Source organism: Kribbella sp. NPDC048915, from assembly GCF_040649595.1.
Taxonomy (GTDB): Bacteria; Actinomycetota; Actinomycetes; order Propionibacteriales; family Kribbellaceae; genus Kribbella.
Map to the genome: position 1 here is coordinate 1 of NZ_JBEZFT010000071.1, position 12,269 is coordinate 12,269.

A 12,269-nucleotide genomic window follows, 5' to 3' on the forward strand; every position below is an offset into this window, starting at 1 on the left:
TCCACCCACAGACCAAAATCCGTGGACGGGGTTAATGCATTTCGGCATTGACTTTCGGCACGCTGTTGAGTTCTCAAGAATCGGACGCACACCGCAGCTTGACCTTGCGGTCAGGCTCCCGGGGCAACCTGCACTACTTTACCGGAGCAGATCCATCGAGTCAAGTCCCGATTTTCTGTCCCGCCACCCGCATCCAAGCTACCGCCCCGAGTCAGACAACCCGGTTCGGCTCAGCTAGCCTTGGGGGGTTCGGAGCGACCGGCCGCTTTCGCGTCCCGCGCCTCGCTCCAACAAGAAGAACATTACGTGGCTGTCGGGTGAAGGGTCAAATCGGCGGTCGGTGCGCTGAATCACAGGCCTGCAATTTGCCTTCGGCAACCCCGATGTGGGAGTGGAACCACCCCCACAGCCGGGGTCACTCAGCCCTGTGCCGCTGACGTCAGAACACCTGCGAACGAACGCTTTCCACGCCGCAGCACCAGCACGCCACCGGGCAACAGGTCCTCCGCGGCCGGCACGTACTCGGCGTCCTTCACCTTCTCGTTGTTCAGGTACGCCCCGCCCTCGGCAACGGTCCGGCGCGCGGCCGACTTGCTGGCCACCAGACCGGACTTCACCAGCAGGTCCGCGTACGTCGGCATCGGCTCGCCGGCGCCCAGCTCGACATGCGGTGCCTCGCGGAGTGCCGCCACGAGAGTCGCACCGTCCAGCGACGCCAACTCCCCCTGGCCGAACAGTGCCTTGGAAGCCTCCTGCACGCGCCGCGTCTCCTCAGCACCGTGCACCAGCGTGGTCACGTCCTCCGCGAGCACGCGTTGCGCCTCACGGGCCTGTGGCCGTTCTGCCGTCGCCTGCTCGAGCGCGGCGATCTCCTCCGCCGTACGGAACGTGTAGAACCGTACGAGCTGCATCACGTCCCGGTCGTCGCTGTTGAACCAGAACTGGTAGAACGCGTACGGCGTGGTCAGCTCCCGGTCCAGCCAGACCGTCCCCGACTCCGTCTTCCCGAACTTCGTCCCGTCGGCCTTGGTCACCAGCGGCGTCGCCAGTGCGTGCGCCTTGCCGCCCTCGGTACGCCGGATCAGTTCGACACCGGCGGTCAGGTTGCCCCACTGGTCGCTACCGCCGGTCTGCAGTGTGCAGTTGTGCCGGCGGTACAGCTCCAGGAAGTCCAGCGACTGCAGCAGCACGTAGCTGAACTCCGTGTAGCTGATCCCCTGCTCCAGCCGCGCCTTCACCACCTCGCGGCCGAGCATCCGGTTCACCGGGAAGTGCTTCCCGATGTCGCGGAGGAAGTCGAGCGTGTTGAGGTCCTTGGTCCAGTCGTAGTTGTTGACGATCCGGGCCGGGTTGGGCAGCGCCGGGTCGAAGTCGACGAACTTCTCCACCTGGACGCGGACCTTCTCCACCCACTCGTGGACGACGTCCTTCGGGTTCAGCACCCGCTCCGACGTCTCCTTCGGGTCACCGATCAGGCCGGTGGCGCCGCCGACGAGGCCGATCGGGTTGTGGCCGGCCAGCTGCAGCCGCCGCAGCGTCAGCAGTTGCAGCAGGTTGCCCATGTGCAGGCTCGGCGCGGTGGGGTCGAAGCCGACATACGAGGTGATCGGTCCCGCCGCCATCGAGGCCCTGAGGGCGTCCGGATCGGTGGAGTGGGCGATCAGGCCACGGCTCTCCAGGTCGTCAAGCACCTGAGTGCGGCGTTCGGTCACTAGTTCTCTCCTCGAGTACGTCGGTCAGTACTAGTGTCCTGTACGGCGACCTACCGCGACTCAGGTGGTCTCGGACTCAGGCGTAGCGCTTCCAGGCGCACTGCCCTCCGGGGCAGTGGTGTCCGGCCGCGTCAGCACCGACCGGAGCTGCGGACGCAGCGCGTGGCCGTCCGGCCCTTGCACCGTGACCGCCGTCGGCCGGTCCGGGTCATGCGCACCAGGGTCCGCGTTCGGGACCGGCAGACCGTGTGACAGCACCTGCTCGGCCGGCGTCAGCTGGCGGATGCCGATGGCGAGCACCTGGTCCGGGTGCGTCTGCGCGAAGTCGCCATACAGCTGGGGGTCGTGCTGGCCGTCGTCACCGATCAGCACCCAGCGCACCTTGGGGAACTCGCGGGCCAGCCGGCGCAGCGCGGTCCGCTTGTGCTCCTGGCCGCTCCGGAACCAGCCGGTGTTCGTCGGCCCCCAGTCCGTCATCAGCAGCGGCCCCGGCGGGTACCCGTGGCGGGCGAGGAACCGGGTGAGCGTCGGCGCGGTGTTCCACGCGCCGGTGGACAGGTAGAAGATCGGCGCACCGGGGTGGTCCGCCAGCAGCTCGGCGTACAGCTCGGCCATGCCCGGTACGACGCGGCGCGCCTGCTCGTCGCGGACGAACGTGTTCCAGGCCGCGATCAACGGCCGCGGAAGCATCGTCAGGATCACCGTGTCGTCGATGTCGCTGACGAGTCCGAACGTCGCGTCCGGATCCGGAACGAAGATCCGGGCCCGTGCCTGCCGGTCGCCGCGCACGCCGAGGACGATCTCGTGCCACCCCGGCGGCAGCACCACCGGCACGGTCAGGTCGATGAAGCCGCCGCGATCGGTGGCCGTCTCGAACGTCTCCCCGTTCACCGTGACCGTCACCGGCACCTTGGTCGCCGGCGCGGTCACGAACACCCGCCAGCCGCGCACCACCTGGTCCTCGTCGTACCGCGGCTGGTTGCGCGGATCACGGCCGAGGACCACGCGCGCGAGCACCCGGACGAACTCGGTGTTGCCGTAGCCGACCTGCGGGATGATCCGCTCCTGCCAGCCGCGCCGCCGCAGCACTGCCTGCAGCCCGGCGTTGAACCAGTCCTCGAGCCGGGAGGAGTAGTGCGGTCGGGCCATATCTGAAACCTACCCGCCGCACGGGCCGCCAGTCGTCCTGCCTCGCGGTGCCCGCGAACCTTTCACCTGTCTTTCACCACCACCGGGCGGCTGAGCCTCGAACTGTCCGTGCCGTCCCCTACCGTCTTCCCATGACCGCCATCGGAATGTGCTTCCCGCGTACCTACCCGGCCGCGCTCGTCACCGACGTGGCCCGCCGGCTCGACCGCGGCGGGGCGGACGAGCTGTGGATCATCGAGGACTGCTTCTTCACTGCCGGTCCGTCGCTGGTGTCGGCCGCACTGACGTCGACCGAGCGGCTGACGGTGGGGCTCGGGATCGTGCCCGCGGTCGCGCGCACCGCGGCGGTGACCGCGATGGAGTTCGCGACGCTGGATGCGCTCGGGCCGGGCCGGTTCCTGCCGGGGATCGGTCACGGCGTGCAGTCGTGGATGGGGCAGATGGGCGTCCGCCCGAAGTCGCCGCTGACCGCCCTGGAAGAGGTGGCGACCACCGTCACCAGGCTGTTGTCGGGCGAGGAGGTCAGCTTCGAGGGGCAGACCGTGTACCTCGACAAGGTGAAACTGGATGCGCCGCCCGCCGAGGTCCCGCCGATCCTGCTCGGCGTGCAGGGCCCGAAGTCGATGGCGCTCGCCGGCCGCGTTGCCGGTGGTGTCGTGCTGGCAGAGCCCGCGACCGCGGCGTACGTCCGTCAGTCGCTGGAGTACGCCGGATCGCCCGACGGGTTCGTGATGGCGGTATTCACCTCGTTGTGCATCCGCGACGACCGCAAGGCGGCGTACGAGTGGACCGCGCCGTGGCTCGGCACACGCATCGCGGACCGGGCGCCGCAGTTGACCGCTCTGCCGTTCTTCGACGAGTTGGCCAAGCTGTACGACGCATCGGGCGCGGACGGCCTCGTGGGGATGCCGCCGGAGTGGTGGACCGCGATCGGAGCGATCGGGACGATCGACGACGCCGCCGAGCACATCGCGCAGTTGGAAGCGGCCGGCGTGCACCACATCGGGCTGTTCCCGGATCCGGAGGTCGAGCACGGCCTGCCGCAGCTGGACCACGTCCTCACCCTGGCCAACCGCTGAGAACTGGCCAACCGCTGAGGACCTTGCCGACCGCTGACAACCCGGCCAACCGCTGAGCACCTGACCGGCCGACCGCTGCAGAGCTAGGAGCGCTTCTTCGGGACGTGCGGGCGGTACGGCGAGACGGTCGGGTCGTTCGGGATCCAGAAGCGCCAGGGGCGGTCGGCAGCCTCACGGAGGCCGACGCGTGGACCGGTCGACGGTTCGCCGTCGAAGCCGGGGCCGTCGAGCAGTTGGATCGGCGAGTTCTTGGCCAGCAGGTCGGCGCCGTTGCCCTCGCGCCCGATACCGAGGGCTACGCACAACCGCGCCGGGCCGCGCGCCAGGTCGCGATCCGGATTCGCCGCCGGCCGCTTGGCCACCGGCCCAGGCCGCACTCCGCGCAATCCTGGCCGAGCACCGTTGACCGCAGCCGAGGTCTGATTGAAGACGGTCCGCGCGGCCGGTTCCACGCCACGCCGCGACCGCGCCAACTCGATACCCTCGATGACCTCGCCCGCCCGCAACAGCACGGCCGACGGCTTACCGGCGGGCCCGACGACGACGTTCATACAGAAGTGCATCCCGTAGGTGAAGTACACGTACAAGAACCCGGGCGGTCCGAACATCACCGCATTCCGCGGCGTCTCCCCCCGATACGCATGCGAGCCGGGATCGTTCGGGCCGTCGTACGCCTCGACCTCGGTGAGGCGCACCGCCACAGTCCCCGATTCTGTGGTACTGCGCAGCACCATCCCCAGCAACTGCGGGGCCACCTCCACCACGGGACCCGCCAGCTGAGTACGACGCATGCACAGCACCCTAATCACGCAAGACGAGCGGCGTGCGCCTCCACCCGTCCTTGCAGCTCGGCCAACTGCTCCGCGACCCGGTCCCGCGCCGTACCGCCACGCGTGTTCCGCGAGGCCAGCGAACCCTCGACGGTCAGCACGCTGCGGACCGCGGGAGTGAGCTGCGGCGAGATCGCGGCCAGATCCGAGTCGCTCAGGTCCCACAGCTCGATTCCGCGCTTCTCGCACTCCTGCACACACGCCCCGGCGAGTTCGTGCGCGACCCGGAACGGCACTTTCTCGCGGACCAGCCACTCCGCGATGTCGGTCGCCAGCGAGAACCCCTGCGGCGCCAGCTCCTCCAGCCGCTCGGTGTTGAAGCGCAGCGTCCGGACCATCCCGGTGAACGCGGGCAGCAGCACCTCGAGGGTGTCGATGGAGTCGAAGACCGGCTCCTTGTCCTCCTGCAGGTCCCGGTTGTACGCGAGTGGCTGCGCCTTCAGCGTCGCCAGCAGGCCGCTCAGGTTGCCGATCAGCCGGCCGGCCTTGCCGCGGGCGAGCTCCGCGATGTCCGGGTTCTTCTTCTGCGGCATGATGCTCGACCCGGTCGAGAACGCGTCGTCGAGCTCGACGAAGCCGAACTCCTTGGTCGCCCAGACGATGACTTCCTCGGCCTGCCGGGACAGGTCGACACCGATCTGCGCGGTGACGAACGCGAACTCCGCCACGAAGTCCCGCGACGACGTCCCGTCGATCGAGTTCGCCGACGAGTTCGTGAACCCGAGTTCCTGCGCGACGAACACCGGGTCCAGGCCCAGCGAACTGCCCGCCAACGCACCTGAGCCGTACGGCGAGTCCGCGGCGACGCGGGCGTCCCAGTCGGCCAGCCGATCGAGGTCCCGGATCAGCGGCCAGGCGTGCGCAAGCAGGTGATGCGACAACAGCACCGGCTGCGCGTGCTGCAGATGCGTCCGCCCGGGCATCGCCACGCCGAGGTGCCGCGAGGCCTGCTCGGCGAGCACCTGAACCTGCTCCAGCACGAGCCGGCCGATGATCCGGCCGTGGTCGCGCAGGAAGCTCTTGAACAGCGTCGCGACCTGGTCGTTCCGCGAGCGCCCCGCACGCAGCCGCCCGCCGAGCTCCGGACCGAGGCGCTCCAGCAGGCCGCGCTCCAGCGCGGTGTGGACGTCCTCGTCCTCCTCGGCCGGAACGAAGGCTCCGGACAGGACGTCGGCCAGCAGGTCGTCGAGCCCGTCCAGCATCCCGGCCAGGTCCTCGTCGGTCAGCAGCCCGGCCCGGTGCAGCACCTTGGCGTGGGCCTTGGACCCGGCGATGTCGTACGGCGCGAGCCGCCAGTCGAACTGGGTCGACTTGCTCAACGCCGCCAGCGCATCCGCGGGCCCGCCGGCGAACCGTCCGCCCCAGAGGGCGGCGCTTTCTCCACTGCTCACAAGACTTCCTCTACTTCGGTTCGCGGGCCGCGAGGGACAGGAAACGGGCGGCCAGGTCGGGGCCGCCGGTGGGGTTGCGGGAGACGACCATGACGGTGTCGTCGCCGGCGATGGTGCCGAGAACGTCGTCCAGCCCCACGTGGTCGATCGCCGACGCAAAGTACTGGGCCGCTCCCGGCGGGGTTCGCAGGATCACCAGGTTCGCGCTGCCCTCGGCCGACACCAGCAGCTCCGACGCGACCCGGGCCAGTCGCGCCTCGAACGCGGCCGCCTCACCGGCACGCGGCGTGCGGTCACCACCTTCGCCCGGTACGGCGTACACGAGCTGGCCGGACGAGTCGCGGACCTTCACCGCACCGATCTCGACGAGGTCCCGCGACAGCGTCGCCTGCCCGACGACCAGCCCGGACGCGGCGAGCAGCTCGGCCAGCTCGGTCTGCGACCGCACCGGCTGCCGTCCGAGCAACTCCACAATCCGCTGCTGCCGCGCGGTCTTGGTCGTCGGTACGGCGACACTCATTCACGTCCTCGCTTCACTCCGGGCGCGGATGAGGCACGAAGCGCTCTGTGCTGAATGATGAACTCGCTCCGCTCGTTCATGCCTCGAAACTCCTTGCCAACAGCCACGACAGCAGCGCCTTCTGCGCGTGCAGCCGGTTCTCTGCCTCGTCCCAGACGACCGACTGCGGTCCGTCGATGACGGCCGCCTCGATCTCCTTGCCACGATAGGCGGGCAGGCAGTGCAACACGATCGCATCCGGGTTCGCCTTGCCGAGGAGTTCCTGCGTGACGGCGTACGGGACGAACGGCGCCTCCCGGTCGGCCGCCTCGGCCTCCTGCCCCATCGACACCCAGGTGTCGGTGGCGACGACGTCCGCACCGTCGACGGCGGCGACCGGGTCCTCGCTCCATGCGACCGAGCCGCCGGTCTGCTCGGCGATGGCGGCCGCGCGGACGAGGATCTCCGGATCGGGCTGGTAGTCGGCCGGGGAGCCGATCACGACATGCATGCCGGCGGTCGCGCCGCCCAGCAGGTACGAGTGCGCCATGTTGTTGGCGCCGTCGCCCAGGTACACCAGCTTCAGACCGGCCGTGGCGCCCTTGTGCTGCCGGACGGTCTGCAGGTCGGCCAGGATCTGGCACGGGTGGTACTCGTCGGTGAGCGCGTTGATCACCGGTACCTGCGACGCGCCGGCCATCTCCTCGATCCGCGCCTGGCCGGACGTCCGCCAGACGATCGCCGCGACCTGCCGGTCCAGGACCCGCGCGGTGTCGGCGATCGGCTCACCGCGACCGAGCTGCGACGTCTGCGCGTCGATGATCAGCGGTACGCCGCCCAGCTCGGAGATCCCGACCGCGAACGAGATCCGCGTCCGCGTCGACGACTTGTCGAAGATCACCGCGACGGTCTTCGGGCCCGCGAGTGGCTGGTGCCCGTGCCGGTCCCCCGCCAACTGTGCGGCCAGCGTGAGCACCTCGTCCTGCTCGACCGGCGACAGGTCGTCGTCCTTCAGGAAGTGCTTGACGCTCATGGGACCTCCACTCTGTCGAGCAGGCCCGGGAGGGCCGCGACGAAGCTGTCGGCATCAGCCTTGCTGAGGATGTACGGCGGTGCGAGCCGCAACGCGTCCGGCACCGGGTTGTTGATCACGAAGCCGGCGTCCAGCGCCAGCGCCGTCACCTGGTCGGACACCGGCGCGGTCAGCTGGATCGCGAGCAGCAGCCCGCGACCGCGGACACCCGCGATCAGCGGGTGGTCGAGCGCGATCACCGAGGAGGCGAGGTGGTTGCCGACAGCATTCACCTGCGCGAGCAGGCCGTCCCGCTCGATCACGGTCAGCACCGCGAGTCCGGCGATCGCCGCGACCGGGTTCCCGCCGAAGGTGGTCCCGTGGTTCCCTGGCTGCAGCAGGTCGGCGGCCGCGCCGAGACCGATGCAGGCGCCGATCGGGATCCCGGCACCGAGGCCCTTGGCCACCGTCACCAGATCGGGCGTGATGCCTTCGGGATCGTGCGCGAACCAGGTCCCGGTCCGCCCGATGCCGGTCTGGATCTCGTCGATCCACAGCAGCGCGCCGCGCTCGGACGTGATCTGCCGCGCGGCCTGCAGGTACCCGGCCGGCGGCACGACGACGCCGTTCTCACCCTGGATCGGCTCCAGCACGACGGCCGCGGTCCGATCGTCGACCGCGGCGGCCAGCGCCGCCACGTCGCCGTACGGGACGAACTCGACGTCGCCCGGGAGCGGCGCGAACGCCTCCCGGTAGGCCGGCTTCCAGGTCACCGCGAGCGCGCCCATCGACCGCCCGTGGAAGGCGCCGACGGTGGAGACGATCTTGGTCCGTCCGGTGCGCCGGGTGATCTTGAACGCGGCCTCGTTCGCCTCGGTGCCGGAGTTCGTGAAGAACACCTTGCCCGGGGCGTCGAACAACCCGAGCAGCTTCTCGGCGAGCGCGATCTGCGGCGCGGAGGCGAAGAAGTTCGAGACATGCCCGAGGGTGGCGAGCTGCGAGGTCACCGCGGACACCACGAACGGGTGTGCGTGACCGAGGCAGTTCACCGCGAGCCCGCCGAGCAGATCGAGGTACTTGTTGCCGTCGGCATCCCACAGGTACGCACCCTCACCGCGCACCAGCACCCGCTTCGGCGCGCCGAAGGTGTTCATCAGCGCGCCGGCGTACCGCTCGCTCAGCGCCGCCTGCGTGCCGTCGATGGTCAGCAGCTCTGTCACTCGGACACCATCCTTGTGGTCATCGGGCCCCCCGGTGTGGACTGAGGAGCGCAGGGGGCGAAGCGACCGGTGCGACCAGGACCGGGAGTTCAAGCCCGATGCCCCACCGCGACGGAGTCGTGGCATTCAGCACGGGATCACCTGGGTTCCGGAGCCGGCGTCGGTGAAGATTTCGAGGAGCAGCGAGTGCGGGACGCGGCCGTCGATGACGGTGGCGCGGGACACGCCGGACTCGACCGCACGCAGGCAGGCTTCCATCTTGGGCACCATGCCGGACGCGAGCGACGGCAGCAACTCCGCGAGCTCCGCGGTGGTGATCTGGGTGATGATCTCGTCGCTGTCCGGCCAGTTCCGGTACAGCCCCGCGACGTCGGTCAGGACGACGAGTTTCTCCGCCCCGAGCGCCGTCGCCAGCGCGGCCGCCGCGGTGTCGGCGTTCACGTTGTGCGCCTGTCCGTCCTCGTCCGGGGCGATCGTCGACACCACCGGGATCCGGCCCGCGTCGATCAGGTCGACCACCGCCTCCGGCCGGACCTCGACCACGTCGCCGACGAGTCCGATGTCGACCTGTTCGCCGTCGACCAGCGCGGTCCGGCGTTCCGCGGTGAACAGGCCGGCGTCCTCACCGGACATCCCGACGGCGAACGGGCCGTGCGCGTTCAGCAGCCCGACGAGTTCCCGGCCGACCTTGCCGACCAGCACCATGCCGACGACGTCCATCGCCTCGGGCGTGGTCACCCGCAGCCCGCCGCGGAACTCACTGTCGATGCCGAGCCGGCCGAGCATTTCGCTGATCTGCGGTCCGCCGCCGTGCACCACGACGACCCGCACCCCGGCGTACCGGAGGAACACGATGTCCTCGGCGAACGCGCGTTTGAGCTTCTCGTCGACCATCGCGTTGCCGCCGTACTTCACCACGACGGTCTTGCCGTGGAACTCCTTCAGCCAGGGCAGCGCCTCGGTCAGTACGGCGGCCTTCTCGACCGCTTCCTCGTACCTCATGACGAGTACGCCGAGTTCTCTTCGACGTAGGCGTGCGACAGGTCCGTGGTGAGGACGGTCGCGGACGCCGGACCCGCGTGCAGGTCGATCAGCACGTCGATGTCGCGGCCGCTGAGGTCCGCCTCGGACCGGTCGACGCCCTTGCCGCCGGCGACGCAGATCGCGGCGCCGTTCAGCGTGATGTCGAGCAGCGCCGGGTCGAACGCGGTGGGCGCGTTGCCGACCGCCATCGCGATCCGGCCCCAGTTCGGGTCGGAGGCGAAGAACGCGGTCTTGCACAGGTTGTCCTCGGCAACGATCTTGGCGGCGGCGAGCGCCTCCTCCTCGGTCGCCGCGCCCTGCACCGTGATGCTCACGTGCTTGGTGACGCCCTCGGCGTCGGCCTGCAACTGCTTCACCAGGTCAGCAGCCAAGGTTGTGAGCGCGGCCTCGAACGCCTCGGGCGTGACCGTGACACCGGACGCACCCGAGCTGAGCAGCAGGACCGTGTCGTTGGTCGACGTTCCCCCGTCGACGTCGAGCCGGTTGAAGGTCTTGCCGACCGCGTTCCGCAGCGCGTGGTCGAGGTGCGGCTGGTCGAGGACGGCGTCGGTGGTGATCACGCTCAGCATCGTGGCCATGTTCGGCGCACACATGCCGGCGCCCTTCGCGAAGCCGCCGATGGTCCACCCGTCCGGATGCGTCAGCGCGGCCTGCTTCGGCACGTTGTCGGTGGTCATCACCGCGGTCGCCGCCGCCAGCCCCGCGGCCGCGTCGTCACCCAGCGCGGCGACAGCGGTGTCGATGCCCGGGATCAGCTTGTCCATCGGGAGCCGCTCGCCGATCAGGCCGGTCGAGCAGACCGCGATCTCTGCCGCGCCGACGTCGAGCACCGCAGCCAGCTTCTCCGCGGTCTTGTGGGTGTCCTGGAAGCCTTCCGGTCCGGTGCAGGCGTTCGCGCCGCCGGAGTTCAGGACGACGGCCTTCAGCTTGCCGGCGGTCAGCACCTGCTGCGACCACAGCACCGGCGCGGCCTTCACCTTGTTCGTGGTGAAGACGCCGGCGGCGGCGTCGTGCGGTCCGTCGTTCACCACGACGGTGAGGTCCGGCGTACCGGCCGGCTTGATCCCGGCGATCACTCCGGCCGCGCGGAAGCCGGCCGGCGCGGTGACACCGGCGCTCCGATCGAGCCCAGAAGCCGGCGCGGGATCAAGCGCAGGATCAGTGGCCGGTGAGCTGTCGACGGTCACGGGGCGACTCCAACGAGAGGCAGGGCCGTGGTCTCGTCGAGACCGGTGGCCAGGTTCATGCACTGCACGGCGGCGCCGGCGGTGCCCTTGGTCAGGTTGTCCATCGCGGCCACGACGACCGCACGGCCGGTGCGCTGGTCCAATGCCAGCTGCAGCTGGACGGTGTTCGCGCCGAGGGTGGCCTGCGTCTGCGGCCACTGGCCTTCAGGCAGCAGGTGGATGAACGGCTCGTCGGCGTACGCGTCCTCGTACGCCTTCCGCAGCGCCGCGTAGTCGGTACCGTCCGCGACCGGAGCACTGCAGGTCGCGAGGATTCCGCGGGCCATCGGGGCGAGCACCGGCGTGAACGACACGCTCACCGGCCCGTCGGCGTACGGCGTGAGGTTCTGCTCGATCTCCGGGGTATGACGGTGCCCGCCGCCGACGCCGTACGCCGACGCGGACCCCATCACCTCGGCGCCGAGCAGATGCGGTTTCGGGGCCTTGCCGGCGCCCGACGTACCGCTGACGGCGACCACGACCACCTGGGTCGGGTCGACGAGCTTGCTCTGCACGGCGGGGAGCATCGCGAGCGTGGAGACGGTGGGGTAACAACCCGGGACGGCGACGCGGTTCGACCCGCGGAGCTTGTCCCGCTGGCCGGGGAGCTCGGGCAGTCCGTACGGCCATGCGCCGGCGTGCTCGCCGCCGTAGAACTCCTCCCAGGCGCCCGGGTCCGTCAGCCGGAAGTCCGCGCCGCAGTCGATCACGGTGACGTCAGCGCCGAGCTGCTCGGCGATGGCGGCGGACTGTCCGTGCGGCAGGGCCAGGAACACGACGTCGTGACCGGCGAGATTCTCCGCCGTGGTCTCGACCAGGACGCGCCCGGCCAGCGGCACCAGGTGCGGGTGGTGGGCGCCCAGCGGCGTCCCGGCGTTCCCGCCGGCGGTCAGCGCGCCGATCTCCACCTCGGGGTGGCTGCTCAGCAATCGGAGCAGCTCGCCCCCCGCATACCCACTGGCCCCGGCCACCGCTACCGTCACACTCATGTGAATGAGTATGCCATAAGCCGCATGAATATCCAACGACGGGATGCCGTCGCGGCTCTGCGATACCCCGTCGAGGTGAAGTCCATGCACCGGGCCGTCGCCGGTGTGACACAGGCCA

The 12,269-nt window shown here is 70.0% G+C and carries 11 protein-coding genes; 1 reads left to right on the forward strand and 10 read right to left on the reverse strand.

Features of this window, described 5'->3' with window-relative positions:
- Positions 1–419: 419 nt before the first annotated feature.
- Both tyrS and AB0B82_RS27550 read right to left on the reverse strand, forming a co-directional pair.
- Positions 420–1,712: a tyrosine--tRNA ligase gene (tyrS, locus tag AB0B82_RS27545; protein WP_360174551.1), complete on the reverse strand. Its 1,293-nt coding sequence runs from the start codon at positions 1,710–1,712 to the stop codon at positions 420–422.
- Between the two features lie 60 nt (positions 1,713–1,772).
- The gene (locus AB0B82_RS27550; protein WP_360174553.1) at positions 1,773–2,861 is read right to left on the reverse strand and encodes a phosphatase domain-containing protein; all 1,089 of its coding nucleotides are present in this window, start codon (positions 2,859–2,861) and stop codon (positions 1,773–1,775) included.
- Between the two features lie 131 nt (positions 2,862–2,992).
- Here AB0B82_RS27550 and AB0B82_RS27555 point away from each other — a divergent pair, with 131 nt between their 5' ends.
- Positions 2,993–3,940, forward strand: coding sequence for an LLM class flavin-dependent oxidoreductase (locus AB0B82_RS27555; protein WP_360174556.1), 948 nt, complete (start codon positions 2,993–2,995; stop codon positions 3,938–3,940).
- A gap of 83 nt (positions 3,941–4,023) precedes the next feature.
- Here AB0B82_RS27555 and AB0B82_RS27560 read toward each other — a convergent pair whose 3' ends face one another.
- The 8 genes from AB0B82_RS27560 to argC all read right to left on the reverse strand — a co-directional run bounded on the left by AB0B82_RS27560 (position 4,024) and on the right by argC (position 12,151).
- Positions 4,024–4,731: a DNA-3-methyladenine glycosylase gene (locus tag AB0B82_RS27560; RefSeq protein ID WP_360174559.1), complete on the reverse strand. Its 708-nt coding sequence runs from the start codon at positions 4,729–4,731 to the stop codon at positions 4,024–4,026.
- A 14-nt stretch (positions 4,732–4,745) separates the two neighbouring features.
- Positions 4,746–6,161: an argininosuccinate lyase gene (gene argH, locus AB0B82_RS27565; RefSeq protein ID WP_360174562.1), complete on the reverse strand. Its 1,416-nt coding sequence runs from the start codon at positions 6,159–6,161 to the stop codon at positions 4,746–4,748.
- A 10-nt stretch (positions 6,162–6,171) separates the two neighbouring features.
- Positions 6,172–6,681: an arginine repressor gene (locus AB0B82_RS27570; RefSeq protein WP_360174565.1), complete on the reverse strand. Its 510-nt coding sequence runs from the start codon at positions 6,679–6,681 to the stop codon at positions 6,172–6,174.
- Between the two features lie 76 nt (positions 6,682–6,757).
- Entirely contained in the window at positions 6,758–7,693 is a 936-nt protein-coding gene (argF, locus tag AB0B82_RS27575) for an ornithine carbamoyltransferase (protein WP_360174568.1), read from the reverse strand.
- A complete protein-coding gene (locus tag AB0B82_RS27580; RefSeq protein WP_360174571.1) occupies positions 7,690–8,892 on the reverse strand; it encodes an acetylornithine transaminase in 1,203 nt (400 codons plus the stop codon). Before AB0B82_RS27580 ends, argF begins: the two co-directional genes overlap by 4 nt.
- 126 nt (positions 8,893–9,018) lie before the next feature.
- Positions 9,019–9,894 carry an acetylglutamate kinase gene (argB, locus tag AB0B82_RS27585; RefSeq protein WP_360174574.1) on the reverse strand — a complete coding sequence of 292 codons (876 nt, stop codon included), beginning with the start codon at positions 9,892–9,894 and terminating at the stop codon, positions 9,019–9,021.
- On the reverse strand, positions 9,891–11,123 hold the full coding sequence (argJ, locus tag AB0B82_RS27590; RefSeq protein WP_360174577.1) for a bifunctional glutamate N-acetyltransferase/amino-acid acetyltransferase ArgJ: 1,233 nt from the start codon (positions 11,121–11,123) through the stop codon (positions 9,891–9,893). The genes argB and argJ overlap by 4 nt, the downstream gene beginning before the upstream one ends.
- Positions 11,120–12,151 carry an N-acetyl-gamma-glutamyl-phosphate reductase gene (argC, locus tag AB0B82_RS27595; protein ID WP_360174580.1) on the reverse strand — a complete coding sequence of 344 codons (1,032 nt, stop codon included), beginning with the start codon at positions 12,149–12,151 and terminating at the stop codon, positions 11,120–11,122. The genes argJ and argC overlap by 4 nt, the downstream gene beginning before the upstream one ends.
- Between the last annotated feature and the right edge of the window lie 118 nt (positions 12,152–12,269).

Coding starts and splice junctions, on each gene's coding strand:
- argF (WP_360174568.1), bottom strand. CDS start 7,693: ATGAGCGTCAAGCACTTCCTGAAGGACGACGACCTGTCGCCGGTCGAG.
- AB0B82_RS27555 (WP_360174556.1), top strand. CDS start 2,993: ATGACCGCCATCGGAATGTGCTTCCCGCGTACCTACCCGGCCGCGCTC.
- argC (WP_360174580.1), bottom strand. CDS start 12,151: ATGAGTGTGACGGTAGCGGTGGCCGGGGCCAGTGGGTATGCGGGGGGC.
- AB0B82_RS27570 (WP_360174565.1), bottom strand. CDS start 6,681: ATGAGTGTCGCCGTACCGACGACCAAGACCGCGCGGCAGCAGCGGATT.
- argB (WP_360174574.1), bottom strand. CDS start 9,894: ATGAGGTACGAGGAAGCGGTCGAGAAGGCCGCCGTACTGACCGAGGCG.
- AB0B82_RS27550 (WP_360174553.1), bottom strand. CDS start 2,861: ATGGCCCGACCGCACTACTCCTCCCGGCTCGAGGACTGGTTCAACGCC.
- AB0B82_RS27560 (WP_360174559.1), bottom strand. CDS start 4,731: ATGCGTCGTACTCAGCTGGCGGGTCCCGTGGTGGAGGTGGCCCCGCAG.